At 69.4% G+C, this 17,836-nt stretch carries 17 protein-coding genes and 1 riboswitch; of the genes, 5 read left to right on the top strand and 12 right to left on the bottom strand.

From position 1 onward, the window contains the following. Positions 1–207: 207 nt before the first annotated feature. From IG75_RS0108320 to IG75_RS0108305, 4 genes are read right to left on the bottom strand one after another with little or no spacing between them, the layout of a single operon-like run. On the bottom strand, positions 208–879 hold the full coding sequence (locus IG75_RS0108320; protein ID WP_030520588.1) for an SRPBCC family protein: 672 nt from the start codon (positions 877–879) through the stop codon (positions 208–210). Then, the gene (locus tag IG75_RS0108315) at positions 876–1,406 is read right to left on the bottom strand and encodes a (2Fe-2S)-binding protein (RefSeq protein WP_051714331.1); all 531 of its coding nucleotides are present in this window, start codon (positions 1,404–1,406) and stop codon (positions 876–878) included. The genes IG75_RS0108320 and IG75_RS0108315 overlap by 4 nt, the downstream gene beginning before the upstream one ends. Further along, on the bottom strand, positions 1,399–2,274 hold the full coding sequence (locus IG75_RS0108310) for an FAD binding domain-containing protein (protein ID WP_030520586.1): 876 nt from the start codon (positions 2,272–2,274) through the stop codon (positions 1,399–1,401). The genes IG75_RS0108315 and IG75_RS0108310 overlap by 8 nt, the downstream gene beginning before the upstream one ends. Continuing rightward, positions 2,271–4,607 carry a xanthine dehydrogenase family protein molybdopterin-binding subunit gene (locus tag IG75_RS0108305; protein ID WP_030520585.1) on the bottom strand — a complete coding sequence of 779 codons (2,337 nt, stop codon included), beginning with the start codon at positions 4,605–4,607 and terminating at the stop codon, positions 2,271–2,273. The genes IG75_RS0108310 and IG75_RS0108305 overlap by 4 nt, the downstream gene beginning before the upstream one ends. Before the next feature lie 278 nt (positions 4,608–4,885). Here IG75_RS0108305 and IG75_RS0108300 point away from each other — a divergent pair, with 278 nt between their 5' ends. Further along, the gene (locus tag IG75_RS0108300) at positions 4,886–6,052 is read left to right on the top strand and encodes an XdhC family protein (RefSeq protein ID WP_051714330.1); all 1,167 of its coding nucleotides are present in this window, start codon (positions 4,886–4,888) and stop codon (positions 6,050–6,052) included. On the opposite strand, the gene IG75_RS0108295 is transcribed toward IG75_RS0108300, so the two are convergent. From IG75_RS0108295 to IG75_RS40180, 4 genes are all read right to left on the bottom strand, one after another. After that, positions 5,983–6,543, bottom strand: coding sequence for a nucleotidyltransferase family protein (locus tag IG75_RS0108295; protein ID WP_030520583.1), 561 nt, complete (start codon positions 6,541–6,543; stop codon positions 5,983–5,985). The two genes, IG75_RS0108300 and IG75_RS0108295, sit on opposite strands and share 70 nt — an antisense overlap. Before the next feature lie 20 nt (positions 6,544–6,563). After that, positions 6,564–7,169 carry a TetR/AcrR family transcriptional regulator gene (locus IG75_RS0108290; RefSeq protein WP_245713046.1) on the bottom strand — a complete coding sequence of 202 codons (606 nt, stop codon included), beginning with the start codon at positions 7,167–7,169 and terminating at the stop codon, positions 6,564–6,566. Between the two features lie 79 nt (positions 7,170–7,248). Beyond that, complete coding sequence (locus IG75_RS40185) at positions 7,249–8,046, bottom strand: ABC transporter ATP-binding protein (protein WP_030520581.1); 798 nt, start codon at positions 8,044–8,046, stop codon at positions 7,249–7,251. Then, positions 8,043–8,714 carry a FadR/GntR family transcriptional regulator gene (locus tag IG75_RS40180; protein WP_030520580.1) on the bottom strand — a complete coding sequence of 224 codons (672 nt, stop codon included), beginning with the start codon at positions 8,712–8,714 and terminating at the stop codon, positions 8,043–8,045. Before IG75_RS40180 ends, IG75_RS40185 begins: the two co-directional genes overlap by 4 nt. Before the next feature lie 176 nt (positions 8,715–8,890). Here IG75_RS40180 and IG75_RS0108275 point away from each other — a divergent pair, with 176 nt between their 5' ends. Next, positions 8,891–10,648 (top strand): 2-isopropylmalate synthase, encoded by a 1,758-nt coding sequence (locus IG75_RS0108275; RefSeq protein WP_036512306.1) that lies wholly within the window; start codon positions 8,891–8,893, stop codon positions 10,646–10,648. 12 nt (positions 10,649–10,660) lie between these two features. Here the strand turns inward: IG75_RS0108275 and IG75_RS0108270 are convergent, their stop codons facing one another. Together IG75_RS0108270 and IG75_RS0108265 are read right to left on the bottom strand one after the other, a co-directional pair. Further along, positions 10,661–11,179, bottom strand: a complete 519-nt coding sequence (locus IG75_RS0108270; RefSeq protein ID WP_030520578.1) for a DinB family protein — start codon at positions 11,177–11,179, stop codon at positions 10,661–10,663. A gap of 49 nt (positions 11,180–11,228) precedes the next feature. Further along, a complete protein-coding gene (locus IG75_RS0108265) occupies positions 11,229–13,025 on the bottom strand; it encodes an acyl-CoA dehydrogenase (RefSeq protein ID WP_030520577.1) in 1,797 nt (598 codons plus the stop codon). Positions 13,026–13,359: 334 nt separating this feature from the next. Further along, positions 13,360–13,447: riboswitch (Fluoride riboswitch) on the top strand. Between IG75_RS0108265 and IG75_RS0108260 the strand changes: the two genes are divergently transcribed. The 3 genes from IG75_RS0108260 (at position 13,431) to IG75_RS0108250 (ending at position 14,879) form a co-directional block, all read left to right on the top strand. After that, positions 13,431–13,952 carry a fluoride efflux transporter FluC gene (locus tag IG75_RS0108260; protein WP_030520576.1) on the top strand — a complete coding sequence of 174 codons (522 nt, stop codon included), beginning with the start codon at positions 13,431–13,433 and terminating at the stop codon, positions 13,950–13,952. (Overlaps the previous riboswitch by 17 nt.) Next, the gene (crcB, locus tag IG75_RS0108255) at positions 13,952–14,317 is read left to right on the top strand and encodes a fluoride efflux transporter CrcB (protein WP_030520575.1); all 366 of its coding nucleotides are present in this window, start codon (positions 13,952–13,954) and stop codon (positions 14,315–14,317) included. The genes IG75_RS0108260 and crcB overlap by 1 nt, the downstream gene beginning before the upstream one ends. 13 nt (positions 14,318–14,330) lie before the next feature. Beyond that, positions 14,331–14,879: a universal stress protein gene (locus tag IG75_RS0108250; protein WP_030520574.1), complete on the top strand. Its 549-nt coding sequence runs from the start codon at positions 14,331–14,333 to the stop codon at positions 14,877–14,879. Between the two features lie 160 nt (positions 14,880–15,039). Here the strand turns inward: IG75_RS0108250 and cysC are convergent, their stop codons facing one another. Both cysC and cysD read right to left on the bottom strand, forming a co-directional pair. Then, positions 15,040–16,878 (bottom strand): adenylyl-sulfate kinase, encoded by a 1,839-nt coding sequence (gene cysC, locus IG75_RS0108245; protein WP_030520573.1) that lies wholly within the window; start codon positions 16,876–16,878, stop codon positions 15,040–15,042. Beyond that, positions 16,878–17,810, bottom strand: a complete 933-nt coding sequence (gene cysD / locus IG75_RS0108240) for a sulfate adenylyltransferase subunit CysD (protein ID WP_030520572.1) — start codon at positions 17,808–17,810, stop codon at positions 16,878–16,880. The genes cysC and cysD overlap by 1 nt, the downstream gene beginning before the upstream one ends. Between the last annotated feature and the right edge of the window lie 26 nt (positions 17,811–17,836).

Below are 17,836 nucleotides of genomic sequence, written 5' to 3'. Positions count from 1 at the left end.
GCGGAATGCGGCGGGTCGGCAGTGGATGCGGCCACCCCGGGCCGCCGCGCGCCGGGTCTCGCCGCGCCGGGTCTCGCCGCGCCGGGTCTCGCCGCGCCGGGTCTCGCCGCGCCGGGTCTCGCCGCGCCGGGTCGCGAGGGCGGGAGCAGAGGCCATCGCCTCGGCCGGACCGAAGCCGGCCGGATCGCGCCTATCGACCCCGCGACCTCACGCGGGTAGTCGGCGCCGGACGAGTAGCAGCAGGAGCACCACCACCGCCGCGCCCAGGCCCAGCAGCAGTTGCCGCTCGGCGGTGACGCCGGCGGCGGCCATCAGATCGATGGGTTCGGCGGCCGGGCGCGGGGCGATGCGGATGACCGGCGCGGGCCCCGGCTCCGGTGCGGCTTCTCCGGAGGTCGCCGGGGTGGCCGCCGCGGCCTGCCCGTTGCCCGGCGCCGTGGTGGTGATCTCGGCGGCGAGATTGTCGGCGAAGGTACCGATGAGGCTGCCCGCCACATCGGCGAGGGCGCCGCGTCCGAATTGGGCCGGTTTACCGGTGATCGCCAGATCCGTATCGACGAATACGTCGGTGATCCCGTCCGATTCGACCAGCCGGCAGGTGATCACGGCCTTGGCGGTGCCGTTGCCGCGGGTTTCGCGGCCGCCGCCCTCCAGCACCGCGACCTTGGCGGACTCGTCCTGGGAGACCACCTTGATGATGCCGTTGTAGGTGAGCCCCACGGGACCCAGTTTGACCTTGATCTTGCCGTGGAAATCATCGCCGTCGCGGGAGGTGAGTACGGCGCCCGGTACACAGGGCGCGATCCGCTCCAGATCCAGCAGTACGGGCCAGGCGTCCGCGGCGGGGACGGGGATCTGGAAGGTGTTCTCTAGTTTCATACGCGGTCCTTGGCGTCGGTGCCGGCTCTGGCCTGCGGGGTCGCGGGTGCTTCGGTACTGAGGGTGGTGGCGGCGTCACGGACGGCGCGGATGATGCCCTGGTAGCCGGTGCAGCGGCAGATGTTGCCGGACAGTGCTTCCCGGATCTCGTCGTCGCCGGGATCGGGTGTCTCCCGCAGGAAGGCGGTCGCAGAGACGACGAACCCCGGTGTGCAGAAACCGCATTGGAGGCCGTGATGGTCGCGGAAGGCCTGCTGGACGGGGGAGAGGGTGCCGTCGGTATCGGCCAGGCCTTCCACGGTCGTCACCTCGGCCCCGTCTGCCTGGACCGCGAAGACCAGGCACGCGCGCACCGCCGCCCCGTCGAGCAGGACCGAACAGGCGCCGCAGACACCGTGTTCGCAACCCAGGTGGGTGCCGGTGAGACCGCAGGTATCCCGGAGATAGTCGGCCAGGGTGCGGCGCGGGGGTATCCGGTCGCGACGCTTCACCCCGTTCACGACCATCGAGATCTCGATATCAGTCATTGCTCGCCTCCTCTACCGCGCGGTGCCAGGCCCGCGCGACCATGACCGCCCCGATCCGGCGCCGATAATCGGCGGAGCCGTGGATATCGGCCGGTACCGAATTCAGGCCCGCGGTCACCGCACGTCCGAGTTCGGCGGCGTCGACCGTGGCGGCCGGGCGCCCGATCAGCTCGGCCTCGGCCGCGGTGGCCCGCACCGGGGTGGGCGCCAGGCCGATGAGTCCCAGGGCGGCCCGTTCGATCCGGGAATCGGCGTCGAGCCGCACCGCGACCACTGCCCCCGCCATGGCGAAATCTCCCGCGCGGCGGGCGAACTCCTCGATCGCGAAACCGGTCCGTCCCCGCCATACCGGGAAGGTGACCCCGGTGAGCAGTTCGTCGTATTCCATGGCCGTGGTCCACATGCCGGTGAAGTACTCCGCGGCCGGAATCGTGCGCTGCCCGCGCGGGGAGAGGGTGTGCATCTGCGCGTCGAGGGTGAGCGCCACGGCCGGGTACTCGCCGGCGGCGTCGGCGTGCGCGATGGCCCCGCCGAGGGTGCCGCGATTACGGATCTGGAAATGCCCGATCAGCGGAGTCGCCCGGTGCAGCAGCGGCACGTCGCGGCGGATCCCGGCGTCGCGGCCGACCGCGGCGTGCGTGGTGCCCGCCCCGATCCACACCGTGTCGCCGCGGGTTTCGATCCCACGTAACTCCTCCAGTTTCCGCAGGTCGACCAGATGGTCGAAGACGGCGAGCCGCAGGGCCAGCATCGGCACCAGGCTCTGGCCGCCCGCGATGATCTTGGCTTCGTCACCGAGATCGGCGAGCAGGGCCACGGCCTCGGCCGCGGTGGCGGGTGCGTGGTATTCGAAGGCGGCGGGTTTCATGCGGTGACCTCCGGTGTGCCGCTCGCCTCGAGCATCGAGACGATGCGGGCGGGGGAGAGGGGGAGCCGGTCGATCTCGACACCGAACGGGGCCAGGGCGTCGGCGACCGCGTTGAGTACCGCGGGCGTCGCGCCGATGGCGCCGCCCTCACCGACTCCCTTGAACCCGCCCGGCCCGGTACTCGGGGTCTCGATATGGCCGAGTTCGATCTCGGGCACCTCGGTGGCGGTGGGCAGCAGGTAGTCCAGAAATGTGGTGGCCACGGGATTGCCGTCGTCGTCGTAGGCGAGGTGCTCGTAGAGTGCGCCGCCGATGCCCTGGACGGTACCGCCGTAGATCTGGCCCTCCACGACATTCGGGTTGATCATCGGCCCCACGTCCTCGCTGACCACGAAGCGCAGCAGGGTGACGTGCCCGGTCTCGATATCCACCTCGCAGGTGCACACATGGGTGGCGTTGGCCCAGATCATCAGCTGGTCGGCGCGATGGCGGCCGGTGGCCTCCAGTCCCGGGGGTACGCCGGGCGGGAGCAATTCGGTCTGGTAGTAGGCGATCTGCGCGATTTCGGCCAGCGACAGGGACTTCTCCGTATCCGGCACACCGGCCCGGCCGTGGGCGAACTCCACCTCCTCGACGGCGACGCCGAGCTGCTTCGCCGCGATCGCGACGATTCGTTCGCGCAGCACCTGCGCGGTCTGCCGGATGGCGCCCGCCGCCATCGAACCCGAGCGGCTACCGTTCGTCCCGCCGCCCTGCGGGGCGACGGCGGTATCGCCCTGGATGGTCTGCACCTCGGCGATATCGATGCCGAGCGCGTCCGCGGTGAGCTGGATCGCGGTGGTCTCCAGGCTGTTGCCGGCCGATCCGCCCGACAGGTAGACGTTCACCTTGCCGGTCGGTGCGATCCGGATCGTGGCGCCCTCGGTGCTCAGGAACGGGGTGGCACCGGTGGTGGGTTCCACATAGGTGCAGGTGCCGACACCGAGGTAGCGGCCTTGGGCGCGGGCGGCGGCCTGTTCGGCCCGGAAGGCGTCGTAGTCGAGGATCTGCAGCGCCTGCTCGAAGGTCTCGCGCGGTGAAGCGTCGGAGTAGGGCATCCCGTTCGGGTTGGCCACCGGCATCTCGCTGTGGCCGAGCATATTCCGGCGCCGTAGCTCGACCGGGTCCAGGCCGAGGCGGCGGGCGGCGGTGTCCAGCAGGAGTTCCCGGGAGACCGATTCGAACTGCCAGGGACCGCGATAGGCCACCCGGCCCACCGTGTTCGAGTAGTAGGAGGCGGTGCTGAAACCGGCTTCCGGTACCCGGTAGGGCCCGGGGAAGAGCATGCCGACCGCGATCGAGGAGGTGAGCGGCGACGGAATCGGATAGGCCCCGACGTTCTGGACGTGTTCGATGGTGGCGGCGAGAATGTGGCCCTCCTCGTCGAAGGCCATGGCGACTTCGCCGTGTTCGTGGCGGGCCATACCGGCCGCCATCAGGCTCTCCTGCCGGTCCTCGATCCATTTCACCGCGTGCCGGACGGTGCGGGCGGCCAGCATCACGCAGGTCTCCTCGCGCTGCGGCGCCACCTTCTGGCCGAAACCGCCCCCGGTATCGCGCACGATGACCCGGACCCGGTGCTCGTCGATTCCGAGCAGCCGGGAGCAGAAGCCGCGGACCTCGTGCGGTGACTGGGTGGAGATCCAGATCGTCATCTCCCCGGTGGGGGCGGTCCATTCCGCCACCACACCGCGGGTTTCCAGTGGCACCGGCGCGTAGGCCTGCTGATGGATGGTCTGGCGGACCACGTGCGGGGCGGCGTCCATGACGGCGGCCAGGTCGGCGGGGGCCCGCCCGGCGAGGCCGCCGGCCGAATTACCGGCGTGTTCGGCGTGCACGAGTTCGCCCGCGGTGGCCGCGGTTTCGTAGTCGACCACGGGTTCGAGCGGGTCGTAGTCGACGATCACCAGTTCGGCGGCGTCCTCGGCGATGTACCGGTCGGCCGCCAGGACCAGCACCACCGGATCGCCGACGAAGCGCACCTCGCCCTCGGCCAGCGGCGGGCGGGGCACCTCCGGGAAGCCGGGAGTGTCCAGGGCGTAGGAGATCTCGCTGACCCGGGGGTTGAGATCCGCCGCGGTGTAGACGGCGACGACCCCCTCGAGCGCGGCGGCCTCGGCGGTGTGGATGGCGGTGATCCGGGCCCGGGGCAGTGGGCTGCGGACGAAACAGGCGTGCACCATGCCGGGACGGGTGATGTCGTCGACGAAGGTTCCGGCGCCGGTCAGCAGCCGCAGATCTTCGATCCGGGGTACCCGGGCGCCGACGGCCGTCGTTTTCTCGGTAGTGCTCATCGTCGGCTCCGTCGCGTCGGAATGTGGTGTGGGGCGCTGCGAGACAGCCTGTTTCGACCCATCCGGCCGTTCCTCCGTTCGCGGGATGTCACGGGCACCGGCAACAGGGGCGCCCGGGTTTCGGCACGCCGATGCTGAGCACTTGTTTAGCATCGCCGTTCCGGCAGTGTCAATACAGGATATGCCGTCTTCAAGAATTGCAATGTCGATTTGCGGAAGTGGTATTCTCGCATGTTGTCCCTGGTTTTACGGCAATGTTGCGGTGCGGAGGTGGAGCGATGCGTGACCTGGCCGCGGACCTGGTCCGATGGCACGCCGAGGGTGTCGCCTACGCGGTGGCGACCGTGGTGGCGGTCCGGGGGAGCGCGCCGCTGCCGCTGGGGGCGGCGATGGCGGTCGACGGGGCGGGCGCGGTGCGCGGCAGTCTGTCGGGAGGCTGTGTCGAAGGCGCGGTGTACGAATTGTGCGCGCAGGTCCTGGCCACCGGAGAGCCGGCGCGGCAGACCTTCGGCTACAGCGACTCCGACGCGTTCGCGGTCGGTTTGACCTGCGGGGGCGAACTCGATGTCTTCGTCCAGCGGATCGCGCGCCCGCAGTATCCGGTCGTCGAGGCCGCGCTCGACCCGTCCCGGCCGGTGGCGCTGGTTCGCGACCTGGCCACCGCGGCACTGGCGGCGGTGACCGCCGAGGCGGTGATCACCGACGGCGGGGACTGGCCCGATCCGGTGGTGGAACAGGCCCGCGCGCTACTCCATCAGGGCGTGAGCGACCTGCGGACGGTCGGTTGCGGCCCGGTGTCCCGGGAAATCTTCGTCGCCGCATTCACCACGCCCCCGCGGATGATCGTATTCGGCGCGAATATCTTCGCGGCCGCGCTCTGCCGGGTCGGGAAACTGCTGGGCTATCACGTCACGGTCTGCGAGGGGCGGGCCGCCTTCGCCGACCGCGCCCGGCTACCGGAGGCCGACGAGGTGGTCACCGACTGGCCGCACCGCTATCTCCGCGCCACCGCGGTGGATTCCCGGACCGTCCTGTGCGTGCTCACCCACGACCCGAAGTTCGATATTCCGGTGCTGGTCGAGGCGCTGCGGCAACCGGTCGCCTATATCGGCGCCATGGGTTCGCGCCGTGCCGACGCCGAACGACGCGCCCACCTGCGCGGGGCCGGTGTCACCGAGGATCGGCTCGCGCGGTTGCGATCCCCGATCGGGCTGCAACTCGGCGGCCGGACCCCGGAGGAGACCGCCCTGGCCATCGGCGCGGAGATCGTCGCGCTGTGCCACGGCGGGTCGGCCCGTTCGCTGTCGGACACCCAGCGGCCGATCCACACCGTCGGCCCGGGAGTACGGGAATCCGACCCGGTGCCCGCCGTCGATCACCGCGTCAGATCCTGCGGGGTGTCGACGTCGTCGGGCGAGCCGGTTCCGTCACACGGCACCTGCTGAACCAGTTCGGAATTGGCGGCCAGGAATCTTCGTGCGCCGATATCATCGACCGCTTCGGCCGCCACCGCCGCGAAGTATTCGGCGCCGAGCAGCACCGGATGACCGGGACGGCCGTCGTAGGTGGCGGTCGCCAGGCGGCCTCCGCAGGCGAGCAGCCGGCGGACGGCTTCGGCGCCGAGCCACGGCATATCGACGGGGACGACCACGGCCGCGGTTTCGTGGACTGCCGCCAGACCGGTCGTCAGCGAGGAACCCATCCCGGTCGCCCACCGCGGATTGTGCACCACCGTGGCCCCGCGCACCCGCAGCTCGACCGCGCCGGATACCACGATCACCCGGGCGCAACCCCCGTCGCGCAACAGGCGCACGGCCCGGTCGACCAGCCGTTCACCCTCGAACAGCACCTCGGCCTTGGGCTTCCCGAAACGCCGGCCGGCGCCCGCGGCGAGTACCAGTCCCGCGGCGTCGATTCGTGCGGCTACGTCATCCATGCCGTGATCATCGCCGATGATCAGTTGCCGGGGGGATCGATACCCAGCAGGGCCGTCTGCACCTGGTGCAGCCGGTCCACGTCACCGCGCAGGCCGGTCACGTTGTCCTGGTAGAGGAATGCCTCGCCCAGGCGCACCAGGGAGTAGGCGAGCAGCGACCGTTCCAGCTGGGGTGTGTAGCCGTCCTGCTCCTCGGCCCGGGTGATGAGTTGTTCCACCGCGACGAGGATGCGCGGCTGGACCGGGCCGTCGCTCGCGGTGAGGATGCGCAGGCCCGCCAGCGGCTCGTTCTCGAAGTACTGGCGGAACGGTTCGTTGCCGGCCATCCAGCGGTTGACCCGGTCGAGCACGCTGAGGATGCGCCGGGCGCCCGAGTCACGCCGGCGGGCATCCGCGCGTTCGATGAGGGATTCGAATTCCCCGGCCAGCACGGCGCCGAGCACGCCGTCGCGGGAACCGAACCAGCGGTAGATGGAGGCGCGGCTCAGCTTGAGCCGGGCGGCGATCGCCTGGATATCGACCCGTTCTCCGGCCAGGAAAGCCTGCCGGGCCAGTGCTACTACTTCTTCGCGGGTGGCCGAGGCCGGGCGGCCGGGCGGTCTGGAAGTGCGGCTCGCGGTGGTCACCACGTTATGGTACACACATTGTTTCGTGTATCTAAAAACGGTGGACGACCTGGTCGTGGGGTTTCGAGTGTAGAGCGGATCAGGCCGGCCGGGCCAGCGGGGACCGCGCCGACCACCGGCCGCCCTCCCGGGCGACCTGCACCGGATGATCGAACGCCGCGGAAATGTTTGCGGTGGTGATGGTTTCGGCCGCCGGGCCCGCCGCGACCGTCCGCCCGTCCGCGATCAGCAGCGCATGGCCGGTCGTCGTCGGCAATTCCTCGAGATGGTGGGTCACCAGGACGGAGGCGAGTTCGGGATAGGTCCGGTCCAGCGCGTCGATCGTATGCAGCAGCTGTTCCCGGGCGGCCACATCCAGTCCGGTGGTCGGTTCGTCGAGTAGTAGCAGGCGCGGTGCGGTGATCAGCGCGCGAGCGATGAGTGTCCGGCCGCGCTCCCCTTGGGAGAGGGTGAGCCAGGAGCGTTCGGCTTTCACGGCCATGCCGACCGCGTCGAGTGCGACCGTCGCCGCCTCGATCTGCGCGGCGGTCGGTGTCCAGCGCAGCGGGGTGTCCACCGTTCCGGTGAGTCCGGTCAGCACCACATCGCGCACCGGCAACGGTGAGCGCAGCGGATGCCGCGGGTCGACATGCCCGATCGAGCGCCGCAGCCGCTGCAGTTCGACGCGGCCGAGCTGTTCGCCGAGCACCCGGACGGTGCCGGTGGTCGGGTGGGTCACGGCGCCGCAGAAACCCAGCAGTGTGCTCTTGCCCGCGCCGTTGGGGCCCAGCAGGGCCCAGTGCTCACCGGCGCACACCGTCAACGAGATGCCGTCGATGATCTGGTTGCCGTCGCGCCGGAAGGTGACATCGGTCAGCTCCAGAACGGGTGTGGTCACGAGAAGGCCTCCTTGATGGCGCGCAGATGATCGCGACCGAGTGCGGCCGCGGCGTCCGGGTCGCGGGCGGCGATGGCGGCGGCGAGCCGCTCGTGCGCCGCGTGGTCGGCGGGCGGCGAGGGCAGCGGGCGGATGTGCAGCATATCGATCATCGCGATCCGCAGCCGGGGCAGGAAGGTATCGAACAGCTGGATCAGTATGTCGTTGTGCGCGGCCACGATCACGGCCCGGTGGAAGGCCGTATCGGCATCGACGTACTCGGGGACCGAGACGCCCGGTGCCGCGCGGCCGGCCAAGGTGCGGCGGATCGTCCGCAGGTCGGCGGGGGTGCGCCGGTGGGCGGCCAGGGCGGCGGCCTCGGTCTCGATGGCCATCCGGGCTTCCACCACCGCGGCGATGGTCGCGCGCCGCACGACGATGTCCCAGTCCTCGGCGATATCCAGGGCGGTGACGAACACACCGGCGCCCTGCCGGCTGGTGAGCACCCCGCGCCCCGCGAGTTCGCGAATCGCCTCGCGCAGCGTCGAACGCCCCACCCCGAGCTGGGCCGCGAGGGTGGTCTCGCCGGGCAGTCGATGGCCGAGCGGCCATTCGCCGGCCCGGATGCGCGCCAGCAGCAGATCGGCCGTTTGTTCGGCCAGCGGATGCCGTCGTACCTGGGAAACCATATCGAACCTCGCTACTTGTCTGAGGAGTCGTGTACAGTCTGCCATATGTCGCACCCGGAGCTTCTCCTCGACCGCCACGGCGGGGCCTGAACGATCGGCCACCCCGCCGTGGGGTTGTCGTCGGCCGGTCACCGTCACGGAACGGCCGTACGCACAGGAAGACCGGGGAACACCCCATGAGCACACAGACCCACCCCACCATCGACACCCCCGCCGGAGCGATTCCCGGCGACGCGCCGGAGTGGTACCGGCAGCGGCATTCCCGGCTGCCCTCCCATCGATACCGCGATATCTACGACCGGGTCGACGTACCCATCACCGAACGCCACTGGCCGCGGGCCCGGATCGAGCGCGCGCCGCTGTGGGTCCCGGTGGACCTGCGCGACGGTAATCAGGCCCTGGCCGAGCCGATGGACCCGGAACGCAAGATACGGTTCTTCACCATGCTCGTCGCCATGGGCTACAAAGAGATCGAGGTCGGCTATCCATCGGCCTCCAAGGCCGATTTCGATTTCGTCCGAATGCTCGCCGATACCGGCGCGGTCCCGCCGGACGTGACCCCGGTGGTGTTCACCCCCGCCCGGCGCGATCTCATCGCGCGCACCGTCGACTCGGTACGCGGGATGGACAACGAGGTGGTGATCCACCTGTACACCGCCACCGCGCCGATGTGGCGTGACACCGTGCTCGGCAAGGACTCTCGTGCCGTCCGGGAGCTGATCCTGGCCGGTGCGCGGGACGTGCTGGAATTCGCCGCCGACCTGCCCCGCGTGCGGTTCCAGTTCTCCCCGGAGGTGTTCAACCAGACCGAACCCGGATATGTGCTCGAGATCTGTGACAGCGTCACCGAGCTGTGGGGCGCCACCCCACAGCGGCCGGTGACCTTGAACCTGCCGGCCACCGTGGAGATCGCGACACCCAATGTGTACGCCGATCAGATCGAGTACATGCATCGCTCGCTCGCCCGTCGCGACAGCGTGATCCTGTCGGTGCACCCGCACAACGATCGCGGTACCGGCGTCGCCTGTGCCGAACTGGCGGTACTGGCCGGCGCGCAGCGGGTGGAAGGGTGTGTATTCGGCAACGGTGAGCGCACCGGCAATGTCGATATCGCCACGCTCGCGTTGAATCTGCACGCCCAGGGCGTGGACCCCATGATCGATTTCTCCGATATCGACGAGATCCGCCGCACGGTCGAGTACTGCACTCGGCTGCCGGTCCACCCGCGCCACCCCTATGTGGGCGATCTGGTGCACACCGCGTTCTCCGGCACCCACCAGGACGCGATCAAGAAGGGTTTCGCCGAACACCGGGCCCGGGCGGCCGCTACCGGACGCCCCGAACGCGAGATCGAATGGCGAGTACCGTATCTGCCCATCGATCCGGCCGATATCGGCCGCAGTTACGATGCCGTGGTCCGGGTCAACTCGCAGTCCGGTAAGGGCGGTATCGCCTATCTGCTCGCCACCGAACACGGGCTGGACCTGCCGCGCCGGCTGCAGATCGATTTCGCCGGCCGGGTGCAGGGCCATGCCGACGGTACCGGGGGCGAGGTGAGTGCCGCCGAACTGCGCGCCCTGTTCGACGAGTCCTATATCGATGCCGCCGAGCCGCCGGATGTGCAACTGAAGGATCTGCGTATGAGGGGTGCCGACGGTGCGCCCGCCGTCGCCGTCGATCTGGTGGTCGGCGGACGGGCCCACCACAGCGAGCACCCGGGCACCGACCGGTTGGCCGCGGTGGTCGCGGCCCTCGGGGCGGCCGGGCGGGAGATCGAGGTATTGAGCCTGACCGGGCACCCCGTCGCCGGTCATACGATCGCCTACCTCGAGTACCGGCGCGGCGGGCGGACCGGATGGTCCTGTGCGCACGGCGATTCGGTGGAATCCGCCGGGGTGGCGGGGGTGCTGCGGGCGGCCGGAAGCCCCGCCTGACACCGGCGGGGCTCAGTCCCCGGTACGCCCGTCGATCCGTTCGCGCAGCAGGTCCGCGTGCCCGTTGTGGCGGGCGTATTCCTCGATGAGATGCAGATATACCCAACGCAAGCTGTATTCGGTCCCGTTGGGGTGACGACAGCGGTGGTCGAGCCCGAGCTCGGCCACCGCCGCATCCGCCAGCCGTATCTCGCGCCGGTACACGGCGAAATCGGTGGCCGGATCCGCGGATCCGGCATTGTCGATATCGCCGTCGGGGTCGGCGGCGGAACAGTAGAGGTAGTCCAGCTGTTCGCCGGCGGCGGCCATCCGCAACCAGCCGCGTTCCACCTCGGCCAGATGCCGCACCAGGCCGAGCAGGGACAGCGTGGACGGAGGCGCGCTGCGGTAGGCGAGCCGGGCGGCGTCCAGGCCGGCGCATTTGCCGAGCAATGTCTGCCGATGGCGGTCCAGCCAGGATTGCAGCATCGGGCGTTCCGGACCGGTGGACACGGTATCGGCGAGGTGTACGGCGGGTGCGATCCAGCTCATGTGGCCACCGTATCGGCGGGCGCCACTGCTTTCCGGGGCCGCGGGACCGTCAGAACCAGTTCTCGCGCATATCGAGGGTGGTGGTGTCGAGGTCGGCGAGGAGGTCCAGTTGCGGGCCGGTGCGGGGTAGCTCGTGACGGAAGAAGTAGCGGGCGGCGTGCCGTTTGCCGTCGTAGAAGTCGCCGTCGCGGCCATGGGCGGTGACCGTCTGCGCCAGCCAGATCCAGGCCACCACGTGATGGCCGAACGCTTCCAGATAGACCGAGCTGTTGGCCAGCGCGACCTCGACATTGCCGGCCGCGAACAGGCCACCGGTCACCGCGACCAGCCGGCTCCAGGACGCGTCGAGCCGGTCGGCGAGGTCGGCGGTCTCGCCGCCGAGTTCCCGAGCGGCCGCGAGGGTCTCCCGGATCCTGGTGTCGAGTTCGCGCAGGCTCGCGCCCGACTGCTGGGTCACCTTGCGGCCCAGCAGGTCCAGGCCCTGGATGCCGTGGGTGCCCTCGTGGATCGGGTTGAGCCGGTTGTCGCGGTAATGCTGTTCGACGTTGTACTCGCGGGTGTAGCCGTAACCACCGAGGACTTGGATGGCGAGATCGTTGGCGGTCAGGCACCACTGGGAGGGCCAGCTCTTGGCGATGGGGGTGAGGATGTCCAGCAGCAGGGTGAGCGCGCGGCGTTCGTCGTCGGAATCGGCGGTCCGCTGTTCGTCGATGAGCCGGGCGCAGTACAGCACCAGCGCCAGACCGCCCTCGGCGTAACTCTTCTGCGCCAGCAACATTCGTTTCACATCGGCGTGTTCGATGATCGGGCGCTGCGGGGAGGCCGGGTCGGCGGCGCCCTTGGTGCGGCCCTGGGGGCGGTCGCGGGCGTACTCGAGCGATTCGAGGTAGCCGGTGTAGCCGAGCGCTGCGGCGACCAGCCCGACTCCGCTGCGCGCCTCGTTCATCATATGGAACATGTACTTCAGCCCCTGGTGCGGTGCACCGACCAGATAGCCGACCGCGCCGGGGGAGCCGTCGGGCGTCCAGCGGCCCTCGCCGAAGTTGAGCACCGTGTTGACGGTGCCTCGGAAACCCATCTTGTGGTTGAGCCCGGCCAGTGCCACATCGTTGCGTTCGCCGCGGGAACCGTCTTCGTTCACGAGGTAGCGGGGCACCACGAACAGCGAGATCCCCTTCGTGCCCGCCGGCCCGCCGGGGATCTTGGCCAGCACCAGGTGCACGATATTGTCGCCGAGTTCGTGGTCGCCACCGGAGATCCACATCTTGGTGCCGAAGACCCGGTAGGTCCCGTCGTCGCGCGGTTCGGCCCGGGTGACGATATCGGCGAGCGAGGAACCGGCCTGGGGTTCGGACAGGCACATGGTGCCGAAGTAGCGGCCTTCCAGCATCGGCTGGACGAAACGCCGAACCAGTTCTTCGTCGGCGTGCGCGATGAGCAGATTGGCGTTGCCGATGGTGAGTAGCGGGTAGGCGCTGGTACCGGGGTTGGCGGCGTGGAACCAGGCGAAGGCCGCCTGGGCCACCGCGGCCGGGAGTTGCGCGCCGCCCAGATCCGCGTCCATGGTGGCCCCGACCATCCCCGCGTCGGCGAACGCCGTCAGTGCGGTGCGCACTTCCGGGATGATGGTGACCGTCTCGCCGTCGAAAGTGGGTTCGTGGGCGTCGTTGAGCTTGTTGTGGGTGGCGAAGTATCGGGTCGCCAGCTGCTCGCTCAGTTCGAGAACGGCGTCGAAGGTCTGGCGCGAATGGTCGGAGAAGCGCGGCCGCCGGGTCAGGTCCTCGACCGCGAGCCATTCGTAGAGCAGGAACTCGAGGTCGCGCCGGGACAGCAGAGTAGACCGCATAACCACCCTTTCGGTACAGGTTCTCGTCAGAGTATCAAATACCGGCGGAGATCACCGTCGGCGGATCTGCGCCTCGGCAGTGCCGCCGGATGGGGTCGAGGGTAGTGACACCGGCCGGGTGAGAGCTCGGAAACTTTGGGTCTCTCTGCCCCGGGCCGGCCCGGGGCAGTGGCGGCACGGCCGGAAAGCGTCCGGCCGAGCCGCCGGGTCGGCCGGTGCAGGGTGACGAGGTCACCCTGCACCGGATCGAGCTGCCGGTCCGCCACCGGTTGCCGAGTCCCCCCGGGCAGTGAGGCGAGCGAGACGCCACATATCCGTGACCGCCGCCGGTTATGCTGTCTGCGGCGATGGATCTCCGCCGAGACGCCCGCTGGGATGTCCGAACCGCCTCATACTCCGGGGCCGATGGTTCCTTCCCCGACGGAAGGAGTCTGTCCTGTGCCCGAACATGCCGATCCACCTCGCGCTCTACCCATCGATCCCGACACTCCGGCCTCTGCTGTCACCCCGCTGCATCTGCGGGCGTGGGCGGTCGTGTCGGTCGGGATCGGCGGGGTATTCGGCGCTCCGCTGCGGTATCAGCTCGGTGTGTGGTTTCCGCACTCGGCGGGTGGGTGGCCGGTTACGACATTCGCGATCAACACTGTCGGTGCGTTTGCGCTGGGTTGGTTGCTCGAAGGGCTGACGCGGCTCGGACCCGACAACGGCTGGCGTCGGCGGGCACGGCTGGGTGTGGGCACCGGGTTTCTGGGGGCGTTCACCACCTACAGCACCCTGGCCGTGGACACCGACCTGTTGTTACGGGGCCAGCACTGGTCGACCGCGGCCATCTACGCGGTGGGCACCGTATTGGCCGGGTTGGTGGCCACCACCACGGGTATCGCCGTAGGTGCGTGGATGCGGTCCGGGCGGGCGAAGGGTCTGTGATGACCACGGTGTGGATCGCGGTTGCCGGTAGCGCCGGCGCGATGGCCCGGTTCGTCCTCGACGGGGTCGTCAAGCATCGCCGCACGTCACAATTTCCCTGGGCCACGCTGGTGATCAACGTGACCGGTTCGTTCCTCCTCGGGGTCGTCACCGGTGTGGTGCTTTTCCACGGTGCTGCCCGTGAGCTCGAACTGATTGTCGGTGTCGGGTTCTGTGGTGGATACACCACCTTCAGTACCGCCAGTTTCGAAACTGTCCGCCTGATCCAGAACCAGCACTACACCGCGGCGGCCGCCAACGCGTTCGGCAGCCTGCTGATCACATTGGCGGCCGGCGGCGCCGGCCTGGCACTGACCGGACTATGAGGAGCTGGGAGTGATGACCGACCACGACGACCGCACACCCCCGCCCGCCCGTGGCGGGTGGCGGGCTCCGCACCGGATCGACGGCCCCACTTCGCCCACCGTGGCCCGTTGCCATCTGGTGGTCGGGTTCGACCGCCACCCCGCCGGTCACGCCGCCCTGTCCTATGCGCTCGACCTCGCTGCCCGGATCGGCGCCTTCCTGCACGTGGCGCATATCGTCGACACCGACGACCTGCCGATCGACCCCGATGCCGCGGACTGGGAACAAGCCGTGACCGAGGCGGTCGAGCAGGAACGCCGCGACGCCTGCGCGGTGCTGGAACGCGCAGTGGGTCCCTGGGCCTACTACAGCCGGCCGGGCCGCCCGGCGCGGCTGCTGGCCGGGCTCGCCGACACCTACGACGCGGAGATGATCATCATCGGCGCCTCGCGCGGCGGGCTGGTATCGCTGCTGGAGCGGCTGCTGGGGGAATCGGTCTCCACAAGCCTGGTCCACCACGCCCACCGGCCCGTGCTCCTGGTCCCCGTACCCGCCGTGGCTCGGAAACCGGACGGAGCGTGATCCCGCGACGTACCCGGCCGGCGGAACTGACAAAAAGTAGGAGCATCCGCCAGAACGCAGCCTGGACGGTGGTCGCTGCTCGACCCCGCTCGGGCGTCGCGGCCGAGCGCCGACGGAACCGGTCCGCCGGCGACACTCGCCGGTTCTCATCCGAGGCGGGTCAGGCGCTCTCCTCGCGGGCGAGCAGCGCCAGGATCGCGGCGGCCATCGCGGCCGGATCGCCGTCCTCCGGACGCAACACCAGCGCCGGTGCCGTGGGCGCCTCGTAGGGATCGTCGATTCCGGTGAAACCATGAACCTCCCCGGCCCGGGCCTTCGCATAGAGACCCTTGGGATCGCGGGCCTCGCACACCTCCAGCGGGGTGTCCACGAAAACCTCGACGAAGGGAATTCCCGCGGTGGTGTGGGTGTCCCGCGCCCGATCGCGATCGGCCCGGTAGGGGCTGATGAGCGAGACGATGGCAATGGTCCCGGATTCGGCGAACAGGCGGGCGACCTCGCCCACCCGGCGGATGTTCTCGGTGCGATCGGCCGCGCTGAAACCCAGATCCGAGTTCAGGCCGTGGCGCAGATTGTCGCCGTCGAGCAGGAACGCCGGACGCCCCGCGGCCACCAGGCGGCGCTCGAGCTCCACCGCTACCGAGGATTTCCCGGACCCCGACAGTCCGGTGAGCCAGACGGTCAGACCCCGGGTCGCGCGTTCGGACCGCTCGACCGCGCTCGCATGCCACACCACCCGGGATGAGGGCAGACTCGGCCCGGTGATCATCCCGGCGCCCACGGTATCGCCGGTGGTGTCGTCGACCAGCAGGAAACTGCCCGTGGTGCGGTTGCGGCGATACGGGTCGAACTGCAGCGGCTGCCGGGTGCGCAGCTGCACCCGGCCGATCTCGTTGAGCGACAGTGCGGTCGCGTCCTCGTCCCGGTGCAGTGTGTTCACATCGAGGCGGTAGTCCAGCGAGCGGATCTGCGCCGGCACACTGCGGGTGGTGTGGCGGACGGTATAGGACGCGCCGGGGCGCAACTGGGCCTCGTCGCTGAACCAGCACACCATGGTGTCCAGATCACGGCCGACCTGCGGGCGGTTGGCGGGACGGCAGAGCATATCGCCGCGGCCGATATCGAGTTGGTCGGCGAGGGCGACCGTGACCGCCTGCGGGGGGAACGCCTGCTCGAGCGGTACCCCGCCCGGACCCCAGATTCCGGTGACCGTGGTCGTGAGACCGGAGGGCAGTACGGTGATCTCGTCGCCGGCCGACCAGACGCCGCTGGCGACGGTGCCCGCGTAGCCGCGGAAATCCGGTGTGTGGCTGCGGATCACATACTGCACCGGCAGCCGCGCGTCGATGAGATTGCGGTCCGAGGCGATATGCACCTCTTCGAGGTGGTGTAGCAGCGGGGTGCCCTCGTACCAGTCCATGGTGGCGCTGCGGTGCACGATATTGTCGCCGTGCAGCGCCGACATCGGGATGAAGGTCAGGTCCGCGATCTGCAGCCGGGAGGCGAAACCGGCGAATTCCTCCCGGATCTCGGCGAACCGCTGCGCCGAATAGTCCACCAGGTCCATCTTGTTCACACACAGCACCAGGTGGGGGACGCCCAGTAGCGAGGCCAGGAAGGCGTGCCGCCGAGTCTGTTCGACCACTCCGTGCCGGGCGTCGACCAGGATGAGCGCGAGGTCGGCGGTGGAGGCGCCGGTGACCATATTGCGGGTGTACTGCACGTGCCCCGGGGTGTCGGCGATGATGAATTTGCGTCGTGGCGTCGCGAAATAACGGTGTGCGACATCGATGGTGATGCCCTGTTCGCGTTCGGCGCGCAGTCCGTCGGTGAGCAGCGCGAGATCGGGGTAGTCCTGGCCGCGCTCCCGGCTGGTGCGTTCCACCGCGTCGAGCTGGTCGGTGAACAGGGTTTTGGAATCGAAGAGGAGCCGTCCGATCAGCGTGGACTTACCGTCGTCGACGCTGCCCGCGGTGGCCAGGCGCAGCAGGGTGCTCATCAGAAGTAGCCCTCTCGTTTACGGTCTTCCATCCCGGCCTCGGAGATCCGGTCGTCGGCGCGGGTCGCGCCACGTTCGGTGACCCGCGCGGTCGCCACTTCCTCGACGACCTCGGCGGGGGTGGCGGCGGTCGATTCCACGCAGCCGGTGCAGGTGGCGTCGCCCACGGTGCGGAAGCGCACCAGCGCCTCCTGGGGTTCCTCACCGTCGAGCAGGGTGAGGAACCTGGTGTGCGCCAGCAGCATGCCGTCGCGCTGCACCACCGGGCGGCGGTGCGCGTAGTACAGCGACGGCAGTTCGATACCTTCGCTCGCGATATAGGTCCAGATATCGAGTTCGGTCCAGTTGGACAGCGGGAACACCCGGATGTGTTCGCCGGGGCGGTGTTTGCCGTTGTAGAGATTCCACAGTTCGGGGCGCTGCCGGCGCGGGTCCCACTGGCCGTACTCGTCGCGGAAACTGAAGACCCGCTCCTTGGCGCGCGCCTTCTCCTCATCGCGCCGGGCACCGCCGAAGACCGCGTCGAACCTGCCCTCGCGCAGGGTGCGCAGCAGGGTGGCGGTCTGCAACCGATTGCGACTGGCCCGGGGACCGGTGTCCTCGGTGACCCGTCCGGCGTCGATATCGTCCTGGACCCGGCCGACGAGCAGGCGTAACCCGTATTTCGCGACCGCTGCGTCGCGGTAGGTGATCACCTCGTCGAAATTGTGCCCGGTGTCGATGTGCAGGATCGGGAACGGGACCGGGGCCGGCCAGAAGGCCTTGGTGGCGAGATGCAGCATCACCACCGAGTCCTTGCCGCCGGAGAACAGCAGGACTGGACGTTCGAAGGTGGCGGCCACCTCCCGGAGGATATGGACCGATTCGGCCTCGAGTGCGGACTGATGCGAGAGCTCGTACGTACTCGCCGCCGACTTCGTGTGCTGGCTCACGCCTAAAAACTAGAACACGTTTCTAT

It is taken from the genome of Nocardia rhamnosiphila NBRC 108938, assembly GCF_000720425.1.
Lineage (GTDB): Bacteria > Actinomycetota > Actinomycetes > Mycobacteriales > Mycobacteriaceae > Nocardia > Nocardia rhamnosiphila.
This window is presented reverse-complemented; position numbering and strand designations above follow the sequence as displayed.

What these genes read in the sequence shown, in the direction of transcription:
- IG75_RS0108320 (WP_030520588.1), bottom strand. Translation starts at nt 879, where the DNA reads ATGAAACTAGAGAACACCTTCCAGATCCCCGTCCCCGCCGCGGACGCC.
- IG75_RS0108315 (WP_051714331.1), bottom strand. Translation starts at nt 1,406, where the DNA reads ATGACTGATATCGAGATCTCGATGGTCGTGAACGGGGTGAAGCGTCGC.
- IG75_RS0108310 (WP_030520586.1), bottom strand. Translation starts at nt 2,274, where the DNA reads ATGAAACCCGCCGCCTTCGAATACCACGCACCCGCCACCGCGGCCGAG.
- IG75_RS0108305 (WP_030520585.1), bottom strand. Translation starts at nt 4,607, where the DNA reads ATGAGCACTACCGAGAAAACGACGGCCGTCGGCGCCCGGGTACCCCGG.
- IG75_RS0108300 (WP_051714330.1), top strand. Translation starts at nt 4,886, where the DNA reads ATGCGTGACCTGGCCGCGGACCTGGTCCGATGGCACGCCGAGGGTGTC.
- IG75_RS0108295 (WP_030520583.1), bottom strand. Translation starts at nt 6,543, where the DNA reads ATGGATGACGTAGCCGCACGAATCGACGCCGCGGGACTGGTACTCGCC.
- IG75_RS40180 (WP_030520580.1), bottom strand. Translation starts at nt 8,714, where the DNA reads ATGGTTTCCCAGGTACGACGGCATCCGCTGGCCGAACAAACGGCCGAT.
- IG75_RS0108275 (WP_036512306.1), top strand. Translation starts at nt 8,891, where the DNA reads ATGAGCACACAGACCCACCCCACCATCGACACCCCCGCCGGAGCGATT.
- IG75_RS0108270 (WP_030520578.1), bottom strand. Translation starts at nt 11,179, where the DNA reads ATGAGCTGGATCGCACCCGCCGTACACCTCGCCGATACCGTGTCCACC.
- IG75_RS0108265 (WP_030520577.1), bottom strand. Translation starts at nt 13,025, where the DNA reads ATGCGGTCTACTCTGCTGTCCCGGCGCGACCTCGAGTTCCTGCTCTAC.
- IG75_RS0108260 (WP_030520576.1), top strand. Translation starts at nt 13,431, where the DNA reads ATGGTTCCTTCCCCGACGGAAGGAGTCTGTCCTGTGCCCGAACATGCC.
- crcB (WP_030520575.1), top strand. Translation starts at nt 13,952, where the DNA reads ATGACCACGGTGTGGATCGCGGTTGCCGGTAGCGCCGGCGCGATGGCC.
- IG75_RS0108250 (WP_030520574.1), top strand. Translation starts at nt 14,331, where the DNA reads ATGACCGACCACGACGACCGCACACCCCCGCCCGCCCGTGGCGGGTGG.
- cysC (WP_030520573.1), bottom strand. Translation starts at nt 16,878, where the DNA reads ATGAGCACCCTGCTGCGCCTGGCCACCGCGGGCAGCGTCGACGACGGT.